The following is a 24,477-nucleotide window of genomic DNA, read 5'->3' on the forward strand; positions in this document are numbered from 1 at the left end:
GATCCGCACAACTGGTGCGCGCCATCCTGTGCCGCGGCGGTGCACCGGGGGCGCGAGGCGGTCGGATAGCGTCGACTTCCGTGTCCGAGAACTCCCAGACCTCCCGCCCGGAGCCGCGCAGCGTCCTGGTGACCGGCGCGAACCGCGGCATCGGCCGTGCGATCGCCGAGCGGTTCGTGGCGAACGGCGACAAGGTCGCCACCCTGGTCCGCAGCGGCGGGGCGCCCGACGGCGTGCTCGCCGTCACCGGTGACGTCACCGACACGGCGTCCGTCGACGCCGCGTTCGCCGAGGTCGAGGCGCAGCACGGGCCCGTCGAGGTGCTGGTCGCCAACGCCGGCGTCACGCGCGACGGCCTGCTGATGCGGATGACCGACGAGGACTTCGAGCAGGTGCTCGACGTCAACCTCACCGGCGTCTTCCGCTGCGTGCGCCGGGCGTCGAAGGGCATGATCCGCCTGCGCCGCGGCCGCATCGTCATGATCGGCTCGGTGGTCGGGCTGTACGGCAACGCGGGTCAGGTCAACTACACCGCCACGAAGGCCGGCCTCGTCGGCATGGCCCGCTCGGTGACGCGCGAGCTCGGCGGGCGCGGCATCACCGCCAACGTCGTCGCGCCCGGCTTCATCGAGACGCAGATGACCGCCGAGCTGCCCCAGGACCGTCAGGACGCGTACCTGTCGTCGATCCCCGCCGGCCGGTTCGGCGCGGTCGACGAGATCGCCGCTGCCGTCGAGTTCCTCGCCTCGCCCGCCGCCGGGTACATCTCCGGCGCCGTGCTGCCGGTCGACGGCGGCCTCGGCATGGGCCACTGACCTCCCGCCCCCACGAACGGAACGGAACACCCCATGGGCCTCCTCGACGGCAAGAAGCTCCTCGTCACCGGCGTCCTCACCGACGGCTCGATCGCCTTCCACGTCGCGCGCCTCGCGCAGGAGGAGGGCGCCGAGGTCGTGCTGAGCTCGTTCGGCCGGCAGTTCCGCCTCACCCAGGCGATCGCCCGCCGCCTCCCGAAGGAGGCCCCCGTCGTGCAGCTCGACGTCACCGACGCCGAGGACCTGGCGGCGCTCGCGGACCGCGTGCGCGAGCACGTCGACCACCTGGACGGCGTCGTGCACTCCATCGGCTTCGCGCCGCAGTCGGTGATGGGCGGCAACTTCCTGTCCGGCGAGTGGGCCGACGTCGCCACCGCCCTGGAGGTCTCGGCGTTCTCCCTGAAGTCGCTGGCGGTGGCGGCGCAGCCGCTGCTGACGGAGGGCGGCTCGATCGTCGGCCTGACGTTCGACGCGCGCTTCGCGTGGCCGGTGTACGACTGGATGGGTGTCGCGAAGGCCGCCTTCGAGGCGACCTCGCGCTACCTCGCCCGCGACCTCGGGCCGTCCGGCGTGCGCGTCAACGTCGTGTCCGCGGGCCCGATCCGCACCACCGCCGCGAAGTCGATCCCCGGCTTCGAGGCGATGGAGGGTGGCTGGGACGGTCGCGCGCCGCTGGGGTGGGACGTCACCGACCCGGAGCCGACCGCCCGCGCGGTGGCCGCGCTGCTGTCCGACTGGTTCCCCAAGACCACCGGCGAGATGATCCACGTCGACGGCGGCGTGCACGCGATGGGCCAGTAGTCGTGCGACTCTGGTGCGCGTGACCCACCCGCACCGCCTCGTCCTGCTCCGCCACGCCAAGGCGGAGCACTCCGCCTCCCTGGAGGACCACCTGCGCCCGCTGGCGCTCACCGGACGTCGCCAGGCGTCGGAGGTCGGCACCGGGATGGGGGCCGCCGGCCTGGTGCCCGACCTGGTGCTCGTCTCGTCCGCGCTGCGGACCCGGCAGACGTGGGACCTGGTGCGCGCGGGCCTGGGCCTGCCCGCCGACGTCGCGCGCCTGAGCGACGAGCTGTACGCGGCGGGGGTCCGGTCGCTCATCGGGCTGCTGCGCGAGGTCGAGGAGCAGGCGGCGACGGTGCTGGTCGTCGGCCACGAGCCGACGGTGTCGCAGACCGCCGCGGCGCTCGCGGGCCCCGGGTCGGACGACGCGGCGACGGCCCGCGTGCGGGTGGGCGTGCCGACCGCCACCTACAGCGTGCTGGAGGTCGATGGCGCCTGGGCCGACCTGGTCCCCGACGCGGCGCGGCTCGTGCGGGTGGTCAGCCCGGCCTGACGACCCGTGCCCCGGTCAGCGGAGCTGGGGCAGCTCCAGCACGGCGTCCAGCCGGCCGCGCACCACGGCGTCGGCCTGCTCGCAGACCACGGGCTTGGCGTTGAACGCCACGCCGAGCCCCGCGGCGGCCAGCATGTCGAGGTCGTTCGCGCCGTCGCCGATCGCGACCGTGCGCTCCAGCGGGACCCCGGTCTCGGCGGCGTACTCGCGGAGCGTGCGCGCCTTCACGGCCCGGTCCACGACCTCGCCGGCGACCCGGCCGGTGAGCGCGCCGCCGGAGACCTCCAGCGCGTTCGCCCGGTACCGCGGGATCCCGAGGCGCGCGGCGAGCGGGCCGACGACCTCCACGAACCCGCCGGAGACCAGCCCGACGGGCCAGCCGCGGCGGTCGAGCTCGGCCAGGAGCTCGACGGCGCCCGGCGTGACGACGACCTCCTCGAGCACCTCGGCGAACACGGAGACGGGCAGCCCCGCGAGGGTCGCGACGCGCGCCCGCAGGGACGCGGTGAAGTCCAGGTCGCCGCGCATCGCCCGCTCGGTGATCGCGGCGACCTCGTCCCGCGACCCGGCGTGGGCCGCGAGCAGCTCGACGACCTCCTGGGTGATGAGCGTCGAGTCGACGTCCATGACGACGAGGCGGGTGGGTGTCACGCGGGCAGGCTAGCCGGACGCGCGCGCCCGGCGCCGGACGCGTCCACGCCCGGCACCGCCGGGAGCCGCGGGGCCCGGGTCAGAGGCTGACGACCGCGCCCTTCGGCACCACGGTGATCCCCGACTCCGTGACCGTGAAGCCGCGCGCCAGGTCCTGCTCCCGGTCGATGCCGACCCGCGCCCGCTCGTGCACGACGACGTTCTTGTCGAGGATCGCCCGGTGCACCTGCGCGTACCGGTTGACGACGACGCCGTCCATGAGCACCGAGTCCGTGACCTGGGCCCACGAGTGCAGGTACACGCCCGGCGAGAGGACCGACCCCGACACCGTCGCGCCGGAGACGATCACGCCGGGCGACACGATCGAGTCCGCGGCGTGCCCGAGGCGTCCCGCGCCGGCGTGCACGAACTTCGCCGGCGGCAGGCCGGTGTAGCCGGTGTACACGGGCCACGCGTCGTTGTAGAGGTTGAACACCGGCTCGATCGAGATGAGGTCCTGGTTGGCCTCGTAGTACGAGTCGAGCGTCCCGACGTCCCGCCAGTACTGGCGGTCGCGGTCCGTGGAGCCCGGCACGTCGTTGTGGATGAAGTCGTACACCGACGCGGTGCCGCGCTCGACGAACGCCGGCACCAGGTCCCCGCCCATGTCGTGCCGGCTGGTGGGGTTCTCGGCGTCCTCGGTGACCGCGCGGCGCAGGGCGTCGGTGTTGATGACGTAGTTGCCCATCGACGCGAGGATCTCGCCGGGGGAGTCCGGCAGCGCGACCGGGTCGGTCGGCTTCTCGCGGAACGCGGCGATCTTCGTGGGGTCGGACGGGTCGGTCTCGATGACGCCGAACTGGTCGGCCATCCCGATCGGCTGCCGGATGCCGGCCACCGTGATCTCCGCGCCGGTCGCGATGTGCTGGTCGACCATCTGCGAGAAGTCCATGCGGTACACGTGGTCCGCGCCGACGACCACGACGATGTCCGGCCGCTCGTCGTCGAGGATGTTGAGGCACTGGTAGATCGCGTCGGCGCTGCCGAGGTACCAGTGCTTGCCGACCCGCTGCTGCGCGGGCACGGGGGAGACGTAGTTGCCCAGGAGGGTCGACATCCGCCACGTCTTGGACACGTGCCGGTCGAGGCTGTGGGACTTGTACTGCGTCAGCACGATGATGTGCAGGTACCGCGAGTTCACGAGGTTCGACAGCGCGAAGTCGACGAGCCGGTAGATGCCGCCGAACGGGACGGCGGGCTTGGCGCGGGCCTCGGTGAGCGGCATCAGCCGCTTGCCCTCTCCACCTGCGAGGACGATTGCCAGGATGCGCGGCGCTGCCATGACCCGAACCCTAGAGGCAGGACGGCCCCGACGGCGAGGCGAACCCCCGGAGTGGCGCTAGCGTGTCCGAGGTGAGAGTCGACCTGCTGACCCGCGAGTACCCGCCCCACGTCTACGGCGGGGCCGGCGTGCACGTCGCCGAGCTCGCCGCGGTGCTGCGGCGCAGCGTCGACGTGCGGGTCCACTGCTTCGACGGCCGCCGCGACGAGCCGGGCGTGACGGGCTACGACGTGCCCGCCGACCTCGCAGGCGCGAATCCCGCCCTGGCGACGCTCGGGGTGGACCTGTCGATCGTCGACGGGGTGGGGCGCGGCGACGGGCCGGCGACCGACCTGGTGCACTCGCACACCTGGTACGCGAACCTCGCGGGGCACCTCGCCTCGCTGCTGCACGGCGTCCCGCACGTGGTGTCGGCGCACAGCCTGGAGCCGCTGCGGCCGTGGAAGGCCGAGCAGCTCGGCGGCGGCTACGCGCTGTCGTCGTGGGCGGAGCGGACGGCCTTCGAGTCGGCGGCGGCGGTGATCGCGGTGAGCGCCGGCATGCGGGCGGACATCCTGCGCAGCTACCCGGCGATCGACCCCGAGCGGGTGCGCGTCGTGCACAACGGCATCGACCTGTCCGGGTGGCGCCGGCCCGAGGGCGACGAGCAGTGGGCGGCCGCCCGGCGGGTCGCCGAGGCCAACGGCATCGACCCGGACCGGCCGGCCGTGGTGTTCGTCGGGCGGATCACCCGGCAGAAGGGCCTGCCGTACCTGCTGCGCGCGGCCGAGTCGCTGCCGCCGGAGGTGCAGCTCGTGCTGTGCGCGGGGGCGCCCGACACGCCCGAGATCCTCGTGGAGGTCACCGAGCTGGTCGGCGACCTGCGCGCGCAGCGGGACGGCGTGGTCTGGATCGAGCGCATGCTGCCGCGCGAGGAGCTGGTGGCCGTGCTCGCGACGGGCACCGTGTTCGCCTGCCCGTCGGTGTACGAGCCGCTCGGCATCGTGAACCTGGAGGCCATGGCCGTCGGGCTCCCCGTGGTGGGCACGGCGACCGGCGGCATCCCCGAGGTCGTCGACGAGGGGGCCACCGGCTGGCTGGTGCCGATCGAGCAGGTGCAGGACGGCACGGGCACCCCCGTCGACCCCGACCGGTTCGTCGCCGACCTGGGCGCGGCGCTCGCGGGGGCCGTGTCGGACCCGGTGCGCGCGCGGGAGTGGGGCGTCGCGGCACGCCGGCGCGTCGAGGACCACTTCTCGTGGGACGCCGTGGCGGAGCGCACGCTCGACGTCTACCGGTCCGTCCTGGCCTGAGGCCGTGCGCGGCGCGTGCGGGGCGGGGCCGCCTCAGCCCGGGCCGGGGTGCGTCGCGGCGGCCAGCGCCCGGCGGGCCGCCCGGTCGACGTCCCGCAGCGCCGTGGAGCGCTGGTCGGCCTGCCAGAGGTTGACCGCCGCGCCGTCGTCGGCGGTCGCGAGGTCGATGATCGCGCGCAGGCGCAGCGCCGTCCCGAGCACGCGGACGCGGCGCGGCTCGAGCCCCGGGGGCACCAGCGGGCGCAGGTCGGGCGGCGTCCGCAGCGCGGCGATCCGCTCGGCGGCGTCCTCCCGCCAGCGGGCCACGTCCAGGGCGACCAGGGCCTCCGTCGCCCGCGTCAGCGCCGAGGCGAGGTCGCGCTCGGCGTCCGCGAGCGTGCCGACGTGCCCCACCAGCGCGGTGCGCCAGGCGGGCACGGCGTGCACCCGCCACGTCACCAGGTGCCCGGCCTCGTACACGCTGCCGAACCGCTCGACCTCCGGCACCGCGGCGAAGTCGCCGCCCGGGGTGCTGACCAGCACGGCCTCACCGGCCGCCTGGGCGGGACCGGCCACAGCCGCGGGCGCCCCGGCCGGGTCGCCCGGGGCCGGCAGCACCGCGGCGACCGTCCGCGGCCCGCTGCCCCACGCCGCGACGAGGTCCGCCAGCGTGGGCCCGCCCGGCTCGGCGGCGGCGTCGGTCAGACCGGGGACGGCGGCGTCGCCCACGAGGACGCGGTGCGGTTCGTCGTCCCCCTGCACCGCGTCGAGCGTGCGCTGCACGGGACCCGAGCCGGGCCCGGGTTCGGCGAGCCACAGGGCGAGCAGCACGGAGCGCGGCAGGGCGGGTGCGTGGTCCACCGCACCAACGTACGACCACGTCCGGGCGGTCCCGGGCGACTAGGGTCTGGTGTCCATGACCGACGTGCTCCACCTCCAGGACGTGACCATCCGGCGCGGGACGACGACGATCCTCGACCGGCTCTCGTGGACGGTCCGGGAGGGCGAGCGCTGGGTGGTGCTCGGGCGCAACGGCGCGGGCAAGACCACCGTGCTCCAGGTCGCGTCCGGGCGGATGCACCCGACGTCCGGCACCGCGGACCTGCTCGGCTCGCGGCTCGGGCGGGTCGACGTGTTCGAGCTCCGGCCGCGCATCGGCCTGGCCAGCGCGGCGCTCGCGGAGCGGATCCCCGGCGGGGAGGTCGTGCGCGACGTCGTGCTGACCGCCGCCTACGGCATGACCGGCCGGTGGCGCGAGTCGTACGAGGACGTGGACGAGGCCCGGGCGGCCGACCTGATGGCGGCGTTCGGCGTGGCCCGGTTCGCGGACCGCCGGTACGGGACGCTCAGCGAGGGGGAGCGCAAGCGCGTCCAGATCGCCCGGGCGCTGATGAGCGACCCGGAGCTGCTGCTGCTCGACGAGCCGGCCGCGGGGCTGGACCTGGGCGGGCGCGAGGAGCTGGTGGCCGCCCTGGCCGAGCTGGCCGCCGACCGCCGCTCGCCGGTGCTGGTGCTGGTCACGCACCACGTCGAGGAGATCCCGCCGGGGTTCACGCACCTGCTGCTGCTCGCGGACGGCCGGGTGCACGCCGCCGGCCCGGTGGACGAGGTGCTGACCGCCGAGAACCTGTCGGACGCGTTCGGCACACCGCTGACGGTGGAGCGCTCCGGGGAGCGCTGGACGGCCCGCGGGCGGGCGTGAGGCGGGGCTGAGCCCGCGCCGTCGCCCGGCCGCTCGAGCGGGCGATCCGGACCGTATCCCTCACAGAGAAGTCAAGGGATCGTCTAGGATCGGTGGGAGAGCGGCCGTGGTCGCCGCCGACGACGACGGTGCCCGGACCGCGGGCACCCGCAGGGAAGGGGGCCGACGATGGGCTGGCTGTGGTGGCTCGGCGGCGCGCTGCTGCTGGGCGTGGCCGAGATGTTCACGCTCGACCTGATCTTCCTCATGCTCGCGGGCGGTGCCCTGGCCGGCACGATCGCGGCGGCGTTCGGCGCCCCGCTCGCCGTGCAGATCGTGACGGCCGCGGTCGCGTCGCTGCTGCTGCTGTTCGCGCTGCGGCCGTTCCTGCTGCGCCGGCTCCGCGAGCGGACCGAGCTGGTCGAGACCAACTCCGCCGCCCTCGTCGGGCGGCCGGCCGTGGTGGTCGCCCCGACCGACGGCGTCGGGGGCCGCGTGAAGCTGGCGGGCGAGGTCTGGTCGGCGCGCGCGGAGGACGTCGGCGTGTCGTTCCCGACCGGGACGGAGGTCCGCGTGACGCGGATCGACGGGGCGACGGCGGTGATCGCGGCCGTGCCCCGGGTGGCGGGCCCGGCGGGAGGCACGACGCCAGGGACCGCCGACGGCCCGGCCGGGGGCCCGCTGCCCGGGACGCCCGCCGGGGCCTGACGGCTCCACGCACTGCACGGACCCTCGACGGCCGCCGGGCACGCCCGGTGGCCGGGGGAGGCGGTGGCCGACCGGCCGCCGCGGAGCACGACGACGGCCCGAGCGGGCCGAGGTGGGAGGACGGCTGTGGACGACCCGAACATCGGCACGATCGTGGGGTGGGCGTTCATCGCCGTCCTGGCGATCTTCGTGGTGGTGACCCTGGTCCGCGCCGTGCGGATCGTGCCGCAGACCGTCGCGCTGCTCGTCGAGCGCCTCGGCCGGTACCACCGCACGATGGACGCCGGCCTGCACCTGATCGTCCCGTTCATCGACCGGGTCCGCGCCGGCGTCGACCTGCGCGAGCAGGTGGTGTCGTTCCCGCCCCAGCCGGTGATCACCTCGGACAACCTCGTGGTCAGCATCGACACGGTCATCTACTTCCAGGTGACCGAGCCGAAGTCGGCGGTCTACGAGATCGCCAACTACATCACCGGCATCGAGCAGCTCACCGTCACGACGCTCCGCAACGTCATCGGTTCGATGGACCTCGAGCAGACGCTGACCAGCCGCGACCAGATCAACGGCCAGCTCCGCGGCGTCCTCGACGAGGCGACCGGCAAGTGGGGGATCCGCGTGAACCGCGTCGAGCTGAAGAGCATCGACCCGCCGGCCTCGGTGCAGGGCGCGATGGAGCAGCAGATGCGCGCCGAGCGCGACCGCCGCGCCGCGATCCTCACCGCGGAGGGCGTCAAGCAGTCGCAGATCCTCACCGCCGAGGGTGAGAAGCAGGCGGCGATCCTGCGGGCCGAGGGTGCCGCGCAGTCGGCGATCCTCACCGCCGAGGGCGAGTCGCGGGCGATCCTCCAGGTGTTCGACGCCGTGCACCGCGGCGACGCCGACCCGAAGCTGCTGGCCTACCAGTACCTGCAGGCGCTGCCGAAGCTCGCGTCGACCCCGGCGAACAAGGTGTGGATCGTCCCGTCCGAGCTCACGGGCGCGCTCAGCCAGTTCGCGCAGGGGTTCGCGGGGGCGTTCGGCGGCGTGGTGCCGGGTGCCGAGGGCGAGGCGCCGTCGTCCGGGCGTCGCGCGGGGGAGTCGCCGCTGTCCGCGGAGGACCTGCCGCCGGTCGCGCTGACCGACCCGAAGGAGGCGCTGGCCGAGGCCCGGCGCGAGTCCGAGGCGGCCACCGCGGACGCGACCAGCGCGGGCACGTTCAGCGGCCGGCCGTTCGACCCGGTCGCGGAGGCCGGTCAGCGCCCGCGGCACGGTTCGGTGCCGCCGACGCCCCCGCCGCCGGTCGAGCCGGACGCCGGGACGACCCCGCCGCCCGCCCAGCCCTGACCTGACCCGACCCGGCCCGTCGCGAGGCGGTCCGGGGGACCCGTCGACGCCCGTCGTGCTCCGGCCCGGCGGGCGTCGCCGCGTCCGCCCGCGTCCGCCCGCGTCCGCCCGCCGAGAGTCCAGGACACGCCCACGGTCGTGCGCGGGGCCTGGGCGTGTCCTGGCATCTCGGTGCGGGGAGAGGACGCGAGCGCAGGCGGCTGACCGCGCTGGGGCGTGCGCGCGGGTTCGGCGTGCGTCGCGGTCCCGGGTGCTCCGCGCGGCGAGAGTCCAGGACACGCCGAGGCTGAGCGCGGTTCCCGGGCGTGTCCTGGCCTCTCGGCGAACGGGCCGGGGCAAGCGCGGGCGGGCGCGGATGAGCGCGGGTTGCGGGTGCGGGCGCGGGTGAGCGTGGGGTGCGGGTGCACGGGCGGGTGCGGGTGGGCGCGGGATGCGGGCGCGGCGGATTGGACGAGTGAGTGCTCACTCATTTACGATCGGCGGCGTGGAGGAGACCAGGACCGGGCGCGCGCGGCCGATGAGCCGCGAGGAGCGTCGCGACGCCATCGCGACCGCGACCATCCCCCTGCTCGTCGAGCACGGCTCGCAGGTCTCCACCCGGCAGATCGCCCTCGCGGCCGGCGTCGCGGAGGGCACCCTGTTCCGCGCGTTCGACGACAAGGTCGAGCTGCTGCGCACCGCCGCCGAGCGAGCGCTGGACCCGCAGGTCGGCGTCCGGGAGATCGAGGCGCTGCCGCAGGCGGCGTCGCTCGCGGACGAGCTGGCGCAGGTCGCCCGGGTCGTCCTCGACCACGGCCGTCGCGCGCGGCGCGTCATGGTCGGGCTGCACACGCTGCTCGCGTCGGACGAGGGCCGGCGGGCGGAGCGGATCCGGGAGGCGCGCGGTGCGGACGTCACCGGCCGGGACGCCCCGCGCCACGCCGGCCGCGCGACCGGGCCGGACGCCGAGACCGGTGCGTTCCGCCCGCCGGTCCCGCACGGCCGCGGCCACCCCGCGATGCCGGGACGCGACGCCCTCACGCGCGCGCTCGCCGAGGAGAAGGCGGTCGTCACGAGGCGGCTCGCGGCGTACGCCGACGACCTGCGCGTGGAGCCCGAGCGGCTCGCCGGGGTCCTCCTGGCCGCCGTGATGGGTCACGGCTTCCCGTTCCTGCCCGAGGACGCCGACGCCATGGTCGCCGACCTCGTCGAGGTCCTGCTGCACGGCGCCGCCCGCACCTGACGGCACGTCGCACCCCCTGTCGTGCCGGGCTCGCCCCCGTCGACGCGACCTCACGACGCCCGCCCGCGGACGCCGAACCGCCCGGCCGCCGTGCCGGACGACCCGCCCCCACCCCGTCCGGAACCTCAGGAGTCCCATGCTGCTCCGCCTGCTCCGCGAGCACCTGCGGCCGTACCGAGCCCAGGTGGCCGCCGTGCTGCTGCTCCAGCTCGCGCAGACCGTCGCCACCCTGTACCTGCCCACGCTCAACGCGGACATCATCGACAAGGGCGTCGCCGTCGGCGACACCGGCTACATCATGCGCATCGGCGCCGTCATGCTCGGCATCAGCCTGCTCCAGGTGATCTGCTCCGTCAGCGCCGTCTACTTCGGCGCGCAGGTGGCGATGTCGTTCGGCCGCGACGTGCGCGAGCGACTGTTCACCCACGTGCAGACGTTCTCGGCGCGCGAGGTCGGGCAGTTCGGCGCGCCGTCGCTCATCACCCGCACCACCAACGACGTGCAGCAGGTGCAGATGGTGGCGCTGCTGTCCTTCACCATCATGCTGATGGCGCCGATCATGCTGGTCGGCGGCATCGTGCTCGCCCTGCAGCAGGACGTCGCGCTGTCGAGCCTGCTGCTGGTGGTCGTGCCGGTGCTCGCCGCGGTGGTCGGCTTCATCGTGTCGCGGATGGTCCCGTACTTCCGCACGATGCAGCAGCGCATCGACGCGATCAACCGGGTCATGCGCGAGCAGATCACCGGCCTGCGCGTCATCCGGGCGTTCGTGCGCGAGCGCCGGGAGGCGGAGCGGTTCGAGGTCGCGAACGACGCGCTGTTCGACACGTCGCTGCGCGCCGGCCGGCTGATGGCGCTGATGTTCCCGGTCGTCATGCTCATCATGAACGTGACGAGCGTCGGGGTGCTGTGGTTCGGCGCCCAGCGCATCGACGCGGGGGACATGCAGATCGGCGCCCTGACGGCGTTCCTGTCCTACATCATGTACATCCTCATGGCCGTGATGATGGCCTCGATGATGTTCGTCATGGTGCCGCGCGCCGTGGTGTCCTCGGAGCGCATCACCGAGGTGCTCGACACCGAGAGCTCGGTCGTCCCGCCCGCCGCGCCCGTCGAGCTCCTCCGCCCGGAGGGCCGCCTCGAGCTGCGGGACGTCGAGTTCCGCTACCCGGGGGCCGAGCGGGCCGTGCTGCACGGCGTCGACCTGGTGGCCGAGCCGGGGCAGACCACTGCCGTGATCGGCTCGACCGGTTCCGGGAAGACGACCCTGGTGAACCTCGTGCCGCGGCTCTTCGACGTGACCGGCGGCTCGGTGCACATCGACGGCGTCGACGTGCGCGAGCTCGCGCCGGACACGCTGTGGAGCCTGATCGGGCTGGTGCCGCAGCGCCCGTACCTGTTCAGCGGGACGGTCGCCTCGAACCTGCGGTACGGCAACCCCGACGCCACCGACGAGGAGCTGTGGCACGCGCTCGAGGTGGCGCAGGCGCGGTCGTTCGTCGCCGAGATGCCCGGTGGCCTGGACGCCCCGATCGCCCAGGGCGGCACGAACGTCTCCGGAGGTCAGCGGCAGCGGCTCGCGATCGCGCGGGCGCTGGTCCGCCGGCCGGCCGTCTACCTGTTCGACGACTCGTTCTCCGCGCTCGACTTCGCCACGGACGCCGCGCTGCGGGCCGCCCTGGTGCCGGAGACGCGGCGCTCGGCGGTGGTCGTGGTCGCGCAGCGCGTCGCGACGATCCGCGACGCCGACCGCATCGTCGTGCTCGACGAGGGCGCGGTGGTCGGCACCGGCACGCACACGGAGCTGATGGAGAGCTGCCGCACCTACCAGGAGATCGTGTACTCGCAGATCAGCGCGGAGGAGGCGGCATGAGCGCCGAGAACGAGGGCCGCGGGCCCGCCGGGACCGCCCCCGACACCGCCACCGAGCCGCCCGCCCAGGCGTCCGCCGCGGCGGCACCGGCGGCGCGCCTGCCCCGCCCCCGCGGCGGCGGCATGGGTCCGATGGGCGGCATGGGGATGCCGGGGGAGAAGTCCCTCGACTTCAAGGCCTCGGGCCGCCGCCTGCTGGGCGTCCTGCGGCCCGAGCGGTGGCGCCTGGCGCTCGTCATGGTGCTCGGCGTCGTCTCGGTGGCCCTCGCGGTCACCGGGCCGAAGGTGCTGGGCAACGCCACGAACGTCATCTTCGAGGGCATCATCGGCCAGCGGCTGCCGGCGGGTACCACGCAGGCCCAGGCCGTCGAGGGGCTGCGCGCCCAGGGGCAGGACCGGCTCGCCGACATGCTCGGCGCCATGCAGGTGGTCCCCGGCCAGGGCGTCGACTTCACCCGGCTGCGCACGCTGCTGCTGGCGGTCGTCGCGATCTACGTCGGGTCGGCGCTGTTCAGCTGGCTGCAGGGCTACATCACCACCGGTGCCGTCCAGCGCACCGTCGCGGGCCTGCGGCGCGACGTCGAGGCCAAGCTCGGCCGGCTGCCCCTGAAGTACTTCGACGGGCAGCCGCGCGGCGAGGTGCTGAGCCGGGTCACCAACGACATCGACAACGTCGCGCAGACCCTCCAGCAGACCCTGTCGCAGCTCATCACCTCCGTGCTGACGGTGCTCGGTGTGCTGGCGATGATGTTCTGGATCTCGCCGCTGCTCGCGGTGGTGGCGCTGGTGACGATCCCGCTGTCGGTGGTCGTGACCACGGCGATCGCCAAGCGCTCGCAGCCGCAGTTCGTCCGGCAGTGGCGGGTGACCGGCACGCTGAACGCCCACATCGAGGAGATGTACACCGGTCACGCGCTGGTGAAGGTGTTCGGGCGGCAGCAGCAGGCGGTGCAGGAGTTCCACGACCAGAACGCCGACCTGTACGCCGCGTCGTTCCGGGCGCAGTTCATCTCGGGCGTGATCCAGCCGGCGATGGGGTTCATCGCGAACCTCAACTACGTGATCGTCGCGGTGGTCGGCGGCCTGCGGGTCGCGTCCGGGTCCATGACGCTCGGCGACGTCCAGGCGTTCATCCAGTACTCGCGGCAGTTCACGCAGCCCATCACGCAGATCGCGTCGATGATGAACCTGCTGCAGTCCGGCGTCGCGTCGGCGGAGCGGGTGTTCGACCTGCTCGACGCGCCGGAGCAGGACCCGGACCCGGCCCGGCCCGAGCGGCTGCCGGAGCGCGTCGCGGGGCGCGTCGTCTTCGAGGACGTGTCGTTCCGGTACGTGCCGGAGACGCCGCTCATCGACGACCTGTCGCTGGTCGCCGAGCCGGGGCGGACGGTCGCGATCGTCGGCCCGACCGGGGCGGGCAAGACCACGCTGGTCAACCTGCTCATGCGGTTCTACGAGATCGACGGCGGCCGGATCACGCTCGACGGCGTCGACACCCGGAGCCTCACCCGGGACGACCTGCGCTCGCAGGTCGGCATGGTGCTGCAGGACACGTGGCTGTTCGGCGGCACGATCCGCGACAACATCGCCTACGGGGTCGAGGACGTGGACGAGGACCGGCTGGTCGAGGCCGCGGTCGCCACGCACGTCGACCAGTTCGTGCGGGCGCTGCCCGACGGCTACGACACCGTGATCGACGACGAGGCCGCGAACCTCTCGGCCGGCGAGAAGCAGCTGCTGACGATCGCCCGGGCGTTCCTGGCGGACCCGGCGATCCTCGTGCTCGACGAGGCGACGTCGTCGGTGGACACCCGCACCGAGGTGCTCGTGCAGCAGGCGATGAACGCGCTGCGCTCCGGGCGGACGTCGTTCGTCATCGCGCACCGGCTGTCGACGATCCGCGACGCCGACGTGATCCTCGTGATGGAGCGCGGCGCCATCGTCGAGCAGGGCTCGCACGACGAGCTGCTGGCCGCGGGCGGGGCGTACGCCCGGCTGTACGCCAGCCAGTTCGCCGCGGCGGCCGCGTCCGTCGAGGACTGAGCCGACCGCTCCCGGCCCGGTGGCGCCCACGTGCCACCGGGCCGGAGGGCCCGCCGCCCGCCCGGCCGTGACCAGTAGGGTCGGCGCGTGACGACACGCACCGCGGCGGACGCGCCGCGGCTCCACCGGGACCGGTTCACGCTCACCCTCTACGGGTCGTTCGTCACGTGGGGCTGGTTCCTCTACTCGTTCAACCCGAGCGTGCCGTTGCTCGCGCGCGAGCTCGACGTGTCCCACGCCCAGGCGGGTCTGCACGGCACCGCGATGGCCGTCGGGGCGGTGGTGGCCGCGGCCCTCACGCCGCGCGCCGTGCGGCGGTTCGGGCGTCGCGCGGTCGCGGTCGGCGCCGGCGCGGTCGTCGCCGTGGGCACCGCCCTGCTGACGACCGGGACGCTGCTGGCCCTCACCCTGGCCGCCGTCGTGGTGCTGGCCGTCGGCGGCAACATGCTCATCAGCGCCTCGCAGACCGGGCTGGCCGACCACCACGGCCGCGCCGCGTCCGCCGCGGTGACGGAGGCGAACGGCGTCGGGTCGGGGCTCGGGCTGCTGGGGCCGCTCGCCGTCGGCGCGTGCGTCGCGATCGGCTGGGGCTGGCGCCCGGCGGTAGCCGTGACCGGCGTGATCGCGCTGGTGACCGCGCTGCTCATCCGGCGCCTGCCCGCCGACGGCGCGCTCGGCCGGGGCCGGACCGCACCGGCCGCGGTCGTGACCGGCGCCCCCGCGACGGACCCGGACGCGGACGCCGTGCCGGCGACCGCCGCGGCTGCCGCACCCGCCGCGGACGCCGCACCCGCCGCGGACGCGGCCCGGGCCGTCCCCGCCGCCGCGACGCAGCGGGCCGTGCACGCCTCGCGCTGGTTCCTCGTCACCATCGTCGCCGCGATCGCGATCGAGAACGCCACCACGTACTGGGCCACCGACCTCGTGCGGGAGCGCACCGGGGCCGGCGCGGGCATCGCGACCGCCACGACCGCGGGCCTGGTCGCCGGCATGACCCTCATCCGGTTCGTCGTCGGGCCGCTGTCGCTGCGGGTGTCGCCGGCGCGGCTGCTGGCGGGGGCGTTCGGCGTCGCGGTCGCCGGCTGGGCGGTGCTGTGGACGGCCACCAGCGCGTCGGTGGCGCTCGCGGGGCTGTTCCTCGCGGGGCTCGGGTACGGCGCGCACTACCCCCTCGGCATCTCGCTGCTGCTCGGCGCGTCCGCGGGCGCCACCGACTCCGCGCAGGCCCGCGCCACGGTGGCCGGCGGGCTGGCCATCGGCATCGCGCCGTTCCTGCTGGGGGCGCTGGCCGACGCCGTCGGGTCGCACACGGCGTTCGTCATCGTGCCGGTCATCGCGGTGGCCGGCGGCGTCGCCGCCCTGGCGGGCGCCCGGGCGTGGCGGCGCGAACGACCCGCGGTGGCGGCGGCGCTCTGAGGCGCACGCGCCGCCCGCGGTCCCCCGGGTACGGTGCGCAGGACCCGTCACCTGCCCGGAGGAGCCCCGCCCGCATGTCCGCCACCCACCCCGACGGCGCCCCCGACCCCGCCCGCGCCGCCCGTGTCCTCGACGCCGCCGACCCGCGCACCGAGCACTGGCGCGCGCTCTACCGCGACCTGCACGCGCACCCCGAGCTCTCGGGCCGCGAGCACCGCACCGCCGCCGCGCTCGCCGCGGAGCTCCGGGCGTCGGGTCTGGAGGTCACCGAGGGCGTCGGCGGGACCGGCGTGGTCGGGGTGCTCCGGAACGGGGACGGCCCGGTGGTCATGCTCCGCGCCGACATGGACGGCCTGCCGGTCCGGGAGGAGACGGGGCTGCCGTACCAGAGCCGGCACACCGACGTGGACCCGGCCGGCGACACCGTCCCGACGATGCACGCCTGCGGCCACGACATGCACGTCACCGCGCTGGCGGCGGCCGTGGACGCGCTCGCCGGCGCCCGCGAGCAGTGGCACGGCACGCTCCTGGTGGTCGGCCAGCCCGCCGAGGAGACGGCGTCCGGCGCGTCCGCGATGCTGGAGGACGGCCTGTTCACGCGGTTCCCGAAGCCCGACGTGGCGCTCGGCCAGCACGTCGGGGCGCTGCCGGCGGGAGTCAGCCACCACGCCCGCGGCCTGCTGATGGCGGCGGCGTGCACGCTCGACGTCACCGTCCACGGACGCGGCGGTCACGGCTCCCGCCCGTTCGTCACCGTCGACCCGGTGCTCACCGCGGCGTACGCCGTGACGCGCCTGCAGGCGATCGCGTCGCGCGAGACCTCGCCGGACGACCCGGTCGTGGTGACCGTCGCGACCTTCCACGCCGGCACGAAGTCGAACATCATCCCGGACACCGCGACGTTCACGGTCAACCTGCGCGCCCGCTCGGACGCCACGATGGCGCGGCTCGTCGCGTCGGTGCGGCGGGTGGTGGAGGCGGAGGCCGCCGCCGCGGGGTGCCCGCAGCCGCCGACGGTCACGCTGCGGGAGAACCCGCCGGCGACGGTCAACGACCCGGACGTCGTGGACCGGGTCATGGCGGCGCAGCGGGCCGTGATGCCGGCCGGCACCGTGAGGACCGCCGAGCCGCTCATGGGCTCCGAGGACTTCTCCGAGTACGGCCTGCCTCGCGGCCGGTACGACGGCGACCCGGTGCCCTACGCGTTCTGGTTCTGGGGCGGCCCCGACCCGGCGCTGTTCCCCGAGGGCATCGACTCGGGCCTCTCGCCGGAGGTGCCGGGCAACCACAGCGCGCAGTTCGCGCCGCTCGACGACCCGACGATCGCGGCCGGGCGCCGGCTGCTGGTCGCCGCCGCGCTCGCGTTCCTCGGCTGACCCGGTCGTCGGGGAGGATGGGCGGGTGCCCGCGCTCGACCTCGTCCCCCTGACCGACCCCCACGACGAGCGGCTCGCCGACTACGTCGCGCTGACCGACGTCGCGCTCCGCTCGCGGCACGAGCCCGAGAAGGGCCTGTACATCGCGGAGAGCTCGACGGTGCTCGGCCGGGCCCTCGCCGCGGGGCACCGGCCGCGGTCGGTGCTCGTGTCCCCGCGCTGGCTGCCGGACCTGCGGGCGATGCTCGAGGCGCGCGACCCGGACGGCGAGCCGGTGCGCGTGTACGTCGCGGACCCGCCCGTGCTGGAGGCCATCACCGGCTTCCACGTGCACCGGGGCGCGCTCGCCGCGATGCACCGGCCGCCGCTGCCGTCGGTGGCCTCGGTGCTCGAGGGCGCGCGGCGGGTGGCGGTGCTGGAGGACGTCGTCGACCACACGAACGTCGGTGCGGCGATGCGGGCCTGCGCGGCGATGGGCGTCGACGCGGTGCTCGTCACGCCGTCGTGCGCCGACCCGCTGTACCGCCGGGCGATCCGGGTGTCGATGGGCACGGTGTTCCAGGTCCCGTGGACGCGGTTCGAGCACTGGCCGCACGGTCCGCGCGGGGGCGCCGCGGACGGTGTCGAGCTGCTGCACGAGCGGGGCTTCACCGTCGCCGCGCTCGCGCTGGACGACGAGTCGGTCGGTCTGGACGACCTCGCGGCGGACCCGCCGGCCCGGTTGGCCATGGTGTTCGGCACCGAGGGCGACGGCCTGAAGCGGCAGACGATCGCGGCGTGCGACCTGACGGTGCGGATCCCGATGGCGGGCGGGGTCGACTCGCTCAACGTCGCGTCCGCGGTGGCCGTGGCGACGTGGGCGACCCGGCGCGTCGGGAGCCGCACGGAGAGTCCGTGAGCCCGGGATCTGCGATGGGCGCGGGACGTCGGCGTCGACGATCGGGCGGGGAGCAGCTGCAGCACAGCCGCGGCAGGGAACCCGCCGACAACCGAGAACAGGGCGAGCGCTGTTCTCGGTTGGGCGACCGGGACGGACGACGGAGCCGCAGGTGGTGGGGCCGCTACCCTTGCCGCTCGGCGACATCGAGGAGCAAGTGCACGAGCTCATCAGGTCGGTCCGTGATCCCGAAGAATCCGGGCGGCGTCTGAGGTCGAATCTTGCTGACGTATCCGATCACGGGGAGCTGCGGCCATTCCCTCGCAAGTCTCTGCCCGAGCTCGAGGCCCGCCGTCGTCGACTCGGGCCGGTCGATGTCGGTCACGACGACTGTGGGCTCCGCCCGCTCCAGCTGCGACAGCGCCTGCTCGGTGCTGGTCGCGATCGTGATCTCGACACCCACGTCGCGCAGGTAGCGGCGCTCCACCTGGTTGTTCCGCGGGAGGTCGTCGACCCACAGCAGCCGCATCCGCGCGATCCGCTCGCGGTTTCGCTGCACGCGGAGGTCGACGATGCGTACGTCTCCCTCGGTCAGCGGAGCTCCGGCCGGCGCGTTGCGCAGCGGCTCGGCCGAGATCTCGACGATGCCCGCAATGCCTAGTCTCGTGGCTCGTGCTGCGAGATCCTTGACCTGCTTGCGTAGCCACCACGTCACCCCCAGCAGAGCGACGATCGTGAGCACCGGTGAGATCTGGCCGATCAAGGCGGTCCAGATGTCGTCACTCACTACGGGTCCCGCATGGCGACTGTGGTCCGCGCGGTGCGTACGTGTCGCCGATCGACCCGAACGGTGCACGGACCGGGCTCCGCGTGGCCATCTCGACCCCCTCACCCTGGACATCGCGGTACGTGATCGTCCCGAACCAGTGCTCGGGAGACAAGGGGGCGCATGCGGCTGGCACTCGACCGGAACGCCCGGTGAGCCGTCTCGACGGGCGCGGGTGCCTGCGCGGTGCGCGGGCCCGCTCTGCGGGGGCTCACCCGCGGGCTGTCGCGACCGTCCCCGGCGGCGGCCCAGCAGGTCACGCAGCGTCCCTCCGCACGGCGGGCCGGGTCGGGTGGCCCTGGCTAGGGTGAGCACCGCGCGAAGCAGCCCGCGAGAGGAGCCCGACGTGAGCACGTCGACCACGCAGACCCAGCAGGGGCCGCCCGGCGCGGACGGGTCACGCCGCGGCCCCTGGGGGACCAACCCCGCGGTGTTCTGGGGCTCGGCCGCGGTCGTCACCCTGGTCGCGGGCCTGACGATCGCGTTCCCCGACACCGCGGGCGACGTGATCGGGCGGGTGCAGTCCGACGTCATCAGCGCGTTCGGCTGGTACTACGTGGCCCTGGTGGCGGGCTTCGTCGCGTTCGCGATCTGGCTGGGCGTCGGGCGGTGGGGCGACATCACGCTGGGCAAGGACGACGACGAGCCGGAGTACCCGCTGGGGAGCTGGTTCGCGATGCTGTTCGCGACCGGCATGGGCATCGGCCTGGTGTTCTGGGGCGTCGCGGAGCCGCTGAGCCACTACGCGAGCCCGAAGCCCGGCGTGACGGGCACCCCGGAGGAGCTGGCGCAGCAGGCGATGACGCAGACCTACCTGCACTGGGGCCTGAGCGCCTGGGCGATCTACGTCGTCGTGGGCGTCGCGATCGCGTACTCGGTGCACCGCAAGGGTCACCCCGTGTCGATCCGGTGGGCCCTCGAGCCGATCCTGGGCAGGCGGGCGCGCGGTCCGATCGGGGACGCGGTGGACGTCGCCGCCGTCGTCGGCACGGTGTTCGGCGTCGCGACCTCCCTGGGCCTCGGCGTGCTGCAGATCACGGCGGGACTGGAGCACACGGGCATCGCGACGTCCTCGACGGGCCTGCAGATCGCCCTGATCGTCGGCATCACGGCGCTGGCGACGCTGTCGGTCGTCTCCGGCCTGGACCGCGGGCTGAAGTGGCTGTCCAACATCAACGTGTCGCTCGCCGGCGTGCTGCTGGTCGCCGTGCTCGTGCTCGGGCCGACCCTGTTCCTGCTGCGCGAGTTCGTGCAGTCCATCGGCGCGTACCTGGCGTCGGTGGTCCCGCTCATGTTCAACGCGTCCGCGTACGCCGGCGAGGCGGGGCAGGAGTGGCAGGCGGCCTGGACGACGTTCTACTGGGGCTGGTGGATCTCCTGGTCCCCGTTCGTCGGGGTGTTCATCGCGCGGATCTCGCGCGGCCGCACGGTGCGCGAGTTCGTGGGCGGGGTGCTGCTCGTCCCGACGCTGGTGTGCTTCCTGTGGTTCTCCGTGCTCGGCGGGACGGCCCTGTACCGGGAGCTGTTCGGGGGCGGCGGCCTGGTGGGCGCCGACGGTGAGGTGGTGCCGGAGAACGCGCTGTTCGACGTGCTGTCGGGGCTGCCGGGCGGGGCGGCGCTGTCGATCGGGGCCATCATCCTGGTGGCGCTGTTCTTCATCACGTCCGCGGACTCCGGCGCGCTGGTGGTCGCCATGCTGGCGGCCGGCGGGGACCCGCACCCGCGCACCGCGCTGCGCGTCGTGTGGGCGGGCCTGGGCGGTGTGCTGGCCATCGCGCTGCTGCTGGCGGGCGGGCTGGGCGCGCTCCAGACGGCGGCGATCCTCATCGCCCTGCCGTTCAGCGTGGTGATGATCGGGATGGTGGTCGCGACGTCGCGGTCGCTGCACCTGGAGCACATGGCGTTCCTGCGGGCCGAGCGCCGCCAGCTCCGGGCGCTGATCGACGCCCAGGTGTCGGCCCAGGTGGGCGCTCACGTGGACCGGCGGGTCGACGAGCGGCTGCGGCGCTGGCGCCGGACGCGGGAGCAGGGCCGCCCGGAGCGCTGAGCCCCGCGTCCTCAGAGCCCGCGCAGCAGGCTCACCGCGATCGCGGCCATGACGAGCGCGATGGCGGCGTCGAGCACCCGCCACGCGCCGGGCCGGGCGAACAGCGGCCGCAGCAGGCGTGCGCCGTAGCCGAGGCCGGTGAACCACAGCACGCTGCCGGCCGCCGCGCCGGCGGCGAACCACCACCGGAGCCCGCCGTGGGTGCCGGCCACGGACCCGAGCAGCACGACCGTGTCCAGGTAGACGTGCGGGTTCAGCCAGGTCAGGGCGAGGCAGGTCGCGATCACGGGCCACAGCCGGGCGGGGGCGCTGCCTCCGGCGGCGTCGAGCGCGTCCCCGGCCGGCCGCCACGCGCGTCGCGCGGCGAGGGCGGCGTAGCCGAGCAGGAACGCGGCACCGGCGAGCCGGGCCACCGTGAGGACGACGGGCGCGCGGTCGACCAGCACGCCGAGCCCGGCGACGCCCGCGGCGATGAGCACCGCGTCCGACAGGGCGCACACGGCGACGACGGGCAGGACGTGTGTGCCCTGCAGCCCGGTCCGGAGGACGAACGCGTTCTGCGCCCCGATCGCCACGATGAGCGACAGGCCGAGGAGGAGCCCCGTCAGGGCGGTGGCGAGGGCGGCGGGCACGCGCCGACGGTAGGCGCGCGCGCCCGCATCAGTCCAACGACTGTCCGCGATGCTCCATCAGCGCGACTGATGCACGACGTGGGCCGGAGGTCCCGCTGACGCACGGGGCGAGCGGGGTCTACTGTGCATACTGCATATGAACAGTAGAGGAGGTGGCTCCGTGCGGATCGTGGTCTCCAACAGCGCCGACGCGCCGCTGTACGAGCAGGTCGCCGAGCAGATCAAGGTCGCGGTGCTCGCGGGCGACCTGCACGACGGCGACGCGCTGCCGTCCGTCCGGGCGCTCGCCCGCGACCTGCGGATCTCCGTCATCACCACCACGCGGGCGTACGCCGAGCTCGAGGCCGCCGGCTTCATCACGACCGTCCCCGGCAAGGGCGCGTACGTGCTGCCGGTGGACACCGCGCTGGTCCGCGAGCAGGTGCTGCGCCGCGTCGAGGACGCCCTCGGCGCGGCCGCCGACGCCGCCCGGCTCGCGGGCGTGGACCGGGACGGCCTGGTCGAGATGCTCGACGTCGTGCTCGCCGAGGCCGAGGGGGCCCGGCGGTGAGCGGCGACGCGGTCGTGCTGGACCACGTCACGGTCCCGGTCGGCGCCTTCACCCTCCAGGACGTCAGCCTGCGCCTGCCCGCCGGCTACGTCATGGGCCTCGTGGGCCCCAACGGCGCGGGCAAGACGACGACGATCCGCACGCTGCTCGGCATGCTGCGTCCCGCGTCCGGCCGCGTCGAGGTGCTCGGGCGCACGCTGCCCGCGCCGGCGGCGCTGCGGCAGGACATCGGGGTCGTCCTCGACCGGCCGAGCCTGGTCGGGGAGTGGCGGCTGCGGGACGTGGAGCGCGCGCTGCGGCCGTTCTACGACCGCTGGGACCCCACGCGGTACACCGGCCTGCTCGCCGAGTTCGAGCTCGACCCCCGGTCGCGGGTCTCCGAGCTCAGCCGCGGCATGACGATGAAGCTCCAGATCGCCGTGGCGCTGTCGCACGGCGCGCGGCTGCTCGTGCTGGACGAGCCCTCCAGCGGCCTCGACCCCGTGGCGCGCGACGACCTGATCGGCATCCTCGGCGACTACCTGGTGACGGAGGGCCGCAGCGTGCTGTTCTCCACGCACCTGACCGCGGACCTGGAGCGCATCGCCGACCACCTCACCCTGCTCGCCGGCGGCCGCGTGCTGCGGACCGGCACCAAGGAGGAGCTGATGGACGCGTACTGCCTGGTGCGGGGCGGTCCGGACGACCTGCCGCCCGACGGCCTGGTCCCGCTGCTCGGCGCCCGGCGCACCGGGGTGTGCGTGGAGGCGCTCGTGGCGGCCGACGACGTGCCGCTGCTGGGGACCGGCGTGGTGGTGGAGCGCCCGACGCTCGACCAGATCGTCGTGCACCTCGGGGCGCGCCGCCGGACGGCGGTGCCGGCGTGAGCGCCCGGGAGGTCGGGGCCGCTCTCGGTCTGGACCTGCGGACCGTCCGGCCGTTCGCCCGCCAGCTCGTGCCGCTGGCCGGCGCGGTCGGCGTCATCGCCGTCGTCGCCGGCCGGCCGCAGGCGGTCGTGCTCGCCGGTGCGGTGTTCGCCGCGCTCGGCGCGTCCTACCCGTTCGCGATCGGCGAGCGGGACGGGCTCGACACGCTGCGCGCCGTGCTGCCCGTCGGACGGGGGACGCTGGTCGCCGGGCGCTACGCGTTCACGCTGGTGCTGTACCTCGCCGCCGCGCTGGTCGCGGTGCCGCTCGCGGTGCTGGGGGCCGAGATGCGCGACGTCGTCGTGCAGATCTCGCCGGGGGACGTCGCGACGTCCGTCGCCGTCGGGTTCGGCGTGTACGCGCTGCTCGCCGGGACGCAGCTGCCGGTCTACTACGCGCTCGGCTACACGCGGGGGCGGATGGTCGCCATCGTGCCGCTGGTGCTGCTGTGCAGCGCCGCCGGCGCGGCGGTGAGCGTGCTCGGCGACCGGCTGCCGGACCTCGACGCCTGGCTCGCGCGCTCGACGGACCGGCTCGCCCCGCTGGCCCTCCTGGCGGGGGCGGTGGTGCTCGCGGCGTCGGCCGCGGTCTCGTGGCGGGCCGACCGGCGGCGCTGGGAGCGTGCCGGCGGACCCGGGGGCCGCGGACGCGGGGGAGTCGGGGGCGCGCGGTAGCGTGGCGCCACCATGCCGGACGTCGACCTGCCCCAGCTCCGCGCGCTGCTCGCCGTCGTGGACGAGGGGTCGTTCGAGGGCGCCGCGCACGCCCTGCACCTGACGCAGTCCGCGGTCAGCCAGCGGATCCGGGCGCTCGAGACCGCCGTCGGCCAGGTGCTGGTCCGCCGCACCCGGCCCGCCGGCGTGACCGAGGCCGGCGCCGTCTACCTGCGCCTGGCCCGGCAGGTGCTCGGGCTGACGGCGGAGGCGCGCGCCGCGGTGAGCGCCACCCCCGGCCCGGGGCGTCCGGTGCTGCCGGTGGCTGTGAACGCGGACTCGCTCGGCACCTGGGTGCTGCCCGCGCTCGCGCCGCTGGCCGACGAGGTGCGGTTCGAGCTGCACCGCGAGGACCAGGACCACTCGGCGGACCTGCTGCGCGACGGCGTGGTGGTCGCCGCGATCACCACGGCCGCCCGCCCGGTCCAGGGCTGCACGTCCCACCGGCTCGGCGTGCTGCGGTACCGGCCCGTGGTGGCCGCCGCGCGCGTCGCGACCGACTTCCCGGACGGCCCGACCCCGGAGGCGCTCGCCGCCGCCCCGCTGGTGGTGTTCGACCGCAAGGACGACCTGCAGGACCGCTACCTGCGCGAGCGCGGCGTCGACCCGGCCGTCCCTCCCCGCCACCACGTGCCGGCCACCGCGGACTTCGCGCTCGCGGTCCGGCTCGGGTTCGGCTGGGGCCTGCTGCCCGAGGCGGACGCCGCGGCGGGCGAGCGGGAGGGTGTGCTCGTGGACCTCGACCCGGGGCGCCACGTGGACGTGACGCTGTACTGGCAGCAGTGGACGCTGCCGACCGCCGCCCTGCACCGCACCGGCGACGCGGTGCGCGCGGCCGCGGCGGCCGCCCTGCGCTGACGCCGGCGGCGCGGGTGCGGCCCGTGAGCACCGCACC

Annotated in this window: 23 protein-coding genes; 18 read left to right on the top strand and 5 right to left on the bottom strand. The window is 75.0% G+C overall.

Annotation, left to right across the window (positions count from 1 at the left end; genetic code table 11):
- Positions 1–80 precede the first annotated feature (80 nt).
- Genes fabG through AAHH18_RS01715 form a run of 3 tightly spaced genes read left to right on the top strand, consistent with a single transcriptional unit; the run spans position 81 to position 2,151 of the window.
- Positions 81–815, top strand: a complete 735-nt coding sequence (gene fabG / locus AAHH18_RS01705; RefSeq protein ID WP_343300342.1) for a 3-oxoacyl-ACP reductase FabG — start codon at positions 81–83, stop codon at positions 813–815.
- Positions 816–848: 33 nt separating this feature from the next.
- Positions 849–1,616: an enoyl-ACP reductase FabI gene (gene fabI / locus AAHH18_RS01710; protein ID WP_283320134.1), complete on the top strand. Its 768-nt coding sequence runs from the start codon at positions 849–851 to the stop codon at positions 1,614–1,616.
- 19 nt (positions 1,617–1,635) lie between these two features.
- Positions 1,636–2,151 (top strand): SixA phosphatase family protein, encoded by a 516-nt coding sequence (locus AAHH18_RS01715; RefSeq protein ID WP_343300343.1) that lies wholly within the window; start codon positions 1,636–1,638, stop codon positions 2,149–2,151.
- Between the two features lie 15 nt (positions 2,152–2,166).
- On the opposite strand, the gene serB is transcribed toward AAHH18_RS01715, so the two are convergent.
- Positions 2,167–2,802 (bottom strand): phosphoserine phosphatase SerB, encoded by a 636-nt coding sequence (serB, locus tag AAHH18_RS01720; protein WP_343300344.1) that lies wholly within the window; start codon positions 2,800–2,802, stop codon positions 2,167–2,169.
- A gap of 79 nt (positions 2,803–2,881) precedes the next feature.
- Positions 2,882–4,123: a glucose-1-phosphate adenylyltransferase gene (locus AAHH18_RS01725; RefSeq protein ID WP_283320137.1), complete on the bottom strand. Its 1,242-nt coding sequence runs from the start codon at positions 4,121–4,123 to the stop codon at positions 2,882–2,884.
- Between the two features lie 71 nt (positions 4,124–4,194).
- Between AAHH18_RS01725 and glgA the strand changes: the two genes are divergently transcribed.
- Entirely contained in the window at positions 4,195–5,415 is a 1,221-nt protein-coding gene (gene glgA, locus AAHH18_RS01730; RefSeq protein ID WP_343300345.1) for a glycogen synthase, read from the top strand.
- A 33-nt stretch (positions 5,416–5,448) separates the two neighbouring features.
- On the opposite strand, the gene AAHH18_RS01735 is transcribed toward glgA, so the two are convergent.
- Positions 5,449–6,255 (bottom strand): hypothetical protein, encoded by an 807-nt coding sequence (locus AAHH18_RS01735; protein ID WP_343300346.1) that lies wholly within the window; start codon positions 6,253–6,255, stop codon positions 5,449–5,451.
- A 55-nt stretch (positions 6,256–6,310) separates the two neighbouring features.
- Here AAHH18_RS01735 and AAHH18_RS01740 point away from each other — a divergent pair, with 55 nt between their 5' ends.
- The 9 genes from AAHH18_RS01740 (at position 6,311) to AAHH18_RS01780 (ending at position 17,930) form a co-directional block, all read left to right on the top strand.
- Positions 6,311–7,096 (top strand): ABC transporter ATP-binding protein, encoded by a 786-nt coding sequence (locus AAHH18_RS01740; RefSeq protein ID WP_283320140.1) that lies wholly within the window; start codon positions 6,311–6,313, stop codon positions 7,094–7,096.
- Positions 7,097–7,264: 168 nt separating this feature from the next.
- The gene (locus tag AAHH18_RS01745; RefSeq protein ID WP_283320141.1) at positions 7,265–7,783 is read left to right on the top strand and encodes an NfeD family protein; all 519 of its coding nucleotides are present in this window, start codon (positions 7,265–7,267) and stop codon (positions 7,781–7,783) included.
- 126 nt (positions 7,784–7,909) lie between these two features.
- On the top strand, positions 7,910–9,106 hold the full coding sequence (locus tag AAHH18_RS01750; RefSeq protein ID WP_283320142.1) for an SPFH domain-containing protein: 1,197 nt from the start codon (positions 7,910–7,912) through the stop codon (positions 9,104–9,106).
- Between the two features lie 484 nt (positions 9,107–9,590).
- Entirely contained in the window at positions 9,591–10,328 is a 738-nt protein-coding gene (locus AAHH18_RS01755; protein ID WP_343300347.1) for a TetR/AcrR family transcriptional regulator, read from the top strand.
- Between the two features lie 136 nt (positions 10,329–10,464).
- A complete protein-coding gene (locus AAHH18_RS01760; RefSeq protein ID WP_343300348.1) occupies positions 10,465–12,198 on the top strand; it encodes an ABC transporter ATP-binding protein in 1,734 nt (577 codons plus the stop codon).
- A complete protein-coding gene (locus AAHH18_RS01765; RefSeq protein WP_459349061.1) occupies positions 12,195–14,240 on the top strand; it encodes an ABC transporter ATP-binding protein in 2,046 nt (681 codons plus the stop codon). The genes AAHH18_RS01760 and AAHH18_RS01765 overlap by 4 nt, the downstream gene beginning before the upstream one ends.
- An 87-nt stretch (positions 14,241–14,327) precedes the next feature.
- Positions 14,328–15,656, top strand: coding sequence for an MFS transporter (locus AAHH18_RS01770; protein ID WP_343300349.1), 1,329 nt, complete (start codon positions 14,328–14,330; stop codon positions 15,654–15,656).
- 74 nt (positions 15,657–15,730) lie between these two features.
- Positions 15,731–17,032, top strand: a complete 1,302-nt coding sequence (locus AAHH18_RS01775) for an amidohydrolase (RefSeq protein WP_343300350.1) — start codon at positions 15,731–15,733, stop codon at positions 17,030–17,032.
- Between the two features lie 25 nt (positions 17,033–17,057).
- Positions 17,058–17,930, top strand: a complete 873-nt coding sequence (locus tag AAHH18_RS01780; protein ID WP_343300351.1) for a TrmH family RNA methyltransferase — start codon at positions 17,058–17,060, stop codon at positions 17,928–17,930.
- Between the two features lie 163 nt (positions 17,931–18,093).
- Here AAHH18_RS01780 and AAHH18_RS01785 read toward each other — a convergent pair whose 3' ends face one another.
- On the bottom strand, positions 18,094–18,696 hold the full coding sequence (locus AAHH18_RS01785) for a response regulator (RefSeq protein WP_343300352.1): 603 nt from the start codon (positions 18,694–18,696) through the stop codon (positions 18,094–18,096).
- A gap of 385 nt (positions 18,697–19,081) precedes the next feature.
- Between AAHH18_RS01785 and AAHH18_RS01790 the strand changes: the two genes are divergently transcribed.
- Complete coding sequence (locus tag AAHH18_RS01790; RefSeq protein ID WP_343300353.1) at positions 19,082–20,782, top strand: BCCT family transporter; 1,701 nt, start codon at positions 19,082–19,084, stop codon at positions 20,780–20,782.
- 11 nt (positions 20,783–20,793) lie between these two features.
- Here the strand turns inward: AAHH18_RS01790 and AAHH18_RS01795 are convergent, their stop codons facing one another.
- Positions 20,794–21,414 carry a LysE/ArgO family amino acid transporter gene (locus AAHH18_RS01795; RefSeq protein ID WP_343300354.1) on the bottom strand — a complete coding sequence of 207 codons (621 nt, stop codon included), beginning with the start codon at positions 21,412–21,414 and terminating at the stop codon, positions 20,794–20,796.
- Between the two features lie 160 nt (positions 21,415–21,574).
- Between AAHH18_RS01795 and AAHH18_RS01800 the strand changes: the two genes are divergently transcribed.
- From AAHH18_RS01800 to AAHH18_RS01815, 4 genes are read left to right on the top strand one after another with little or no spacing between them, the layout of a single operon-like run.
- Positions 21,575–21,964, top strand: a complete 390-nt coding sequence (locus tag AAHH18_RS01800; protein WP_283320151.1) for a GntR family transcriptional regulator — start codon at positions 21,575–21,577, stop codon at positions 21,962–21,964.
- Positions 21,961–22,830 carry an ABC transporter ATP-binding protein gene (locus tag AAHH18_RS01805; protein ID WP_343300355.1) on the top strand — a complete coding sequence of 290 codons (870 nt, stop codon included), beginning with the start codon at positions 21,961–21,963 and terminating at the stop codon, positions 22,828–22,830. The genes AAHH18_RS01800 and AAHH18_RS01805 overlap by 4 nt, the downstream gene beginning before the upstream one ends.
- Complete coding sequence (locus AAHH18_RS01810) at positions 22,827–23,543, top strand: ABC-2 transporter permease (protein WP_343300356.1); 717 nt, start codon at positions 22,827–22,829, stop codon at positions 23,541–23,543. Before AAHH18_RS01805 ends, AAHH18_RS01810 begins: the two co-directional genes overlap by 4 nt.
- 12 nt (positions 23,544–23,555) lie before the next feature.
- Complete coding sequence (locus AAHH18_RS01815; protein ID WP_343300357.1) at positions 23,556–24,440, top strand: LysR family transcriptional regulator ArgP; 885 nt, start codon at positions 23,556–23,558, stop codon at positions 24,438–24,440.
- Positions 24,441–24,477: the final 37 nt, after the last annotated feature.

This window comes from Cellulomonas olei (genome assembly GCF_039548315.1).
Classification (GTDB): Bacteria; Actinomycetota; Actinomycetes; order Actinomycetales; family Cellulomonadaceae; genus Cellulomonas.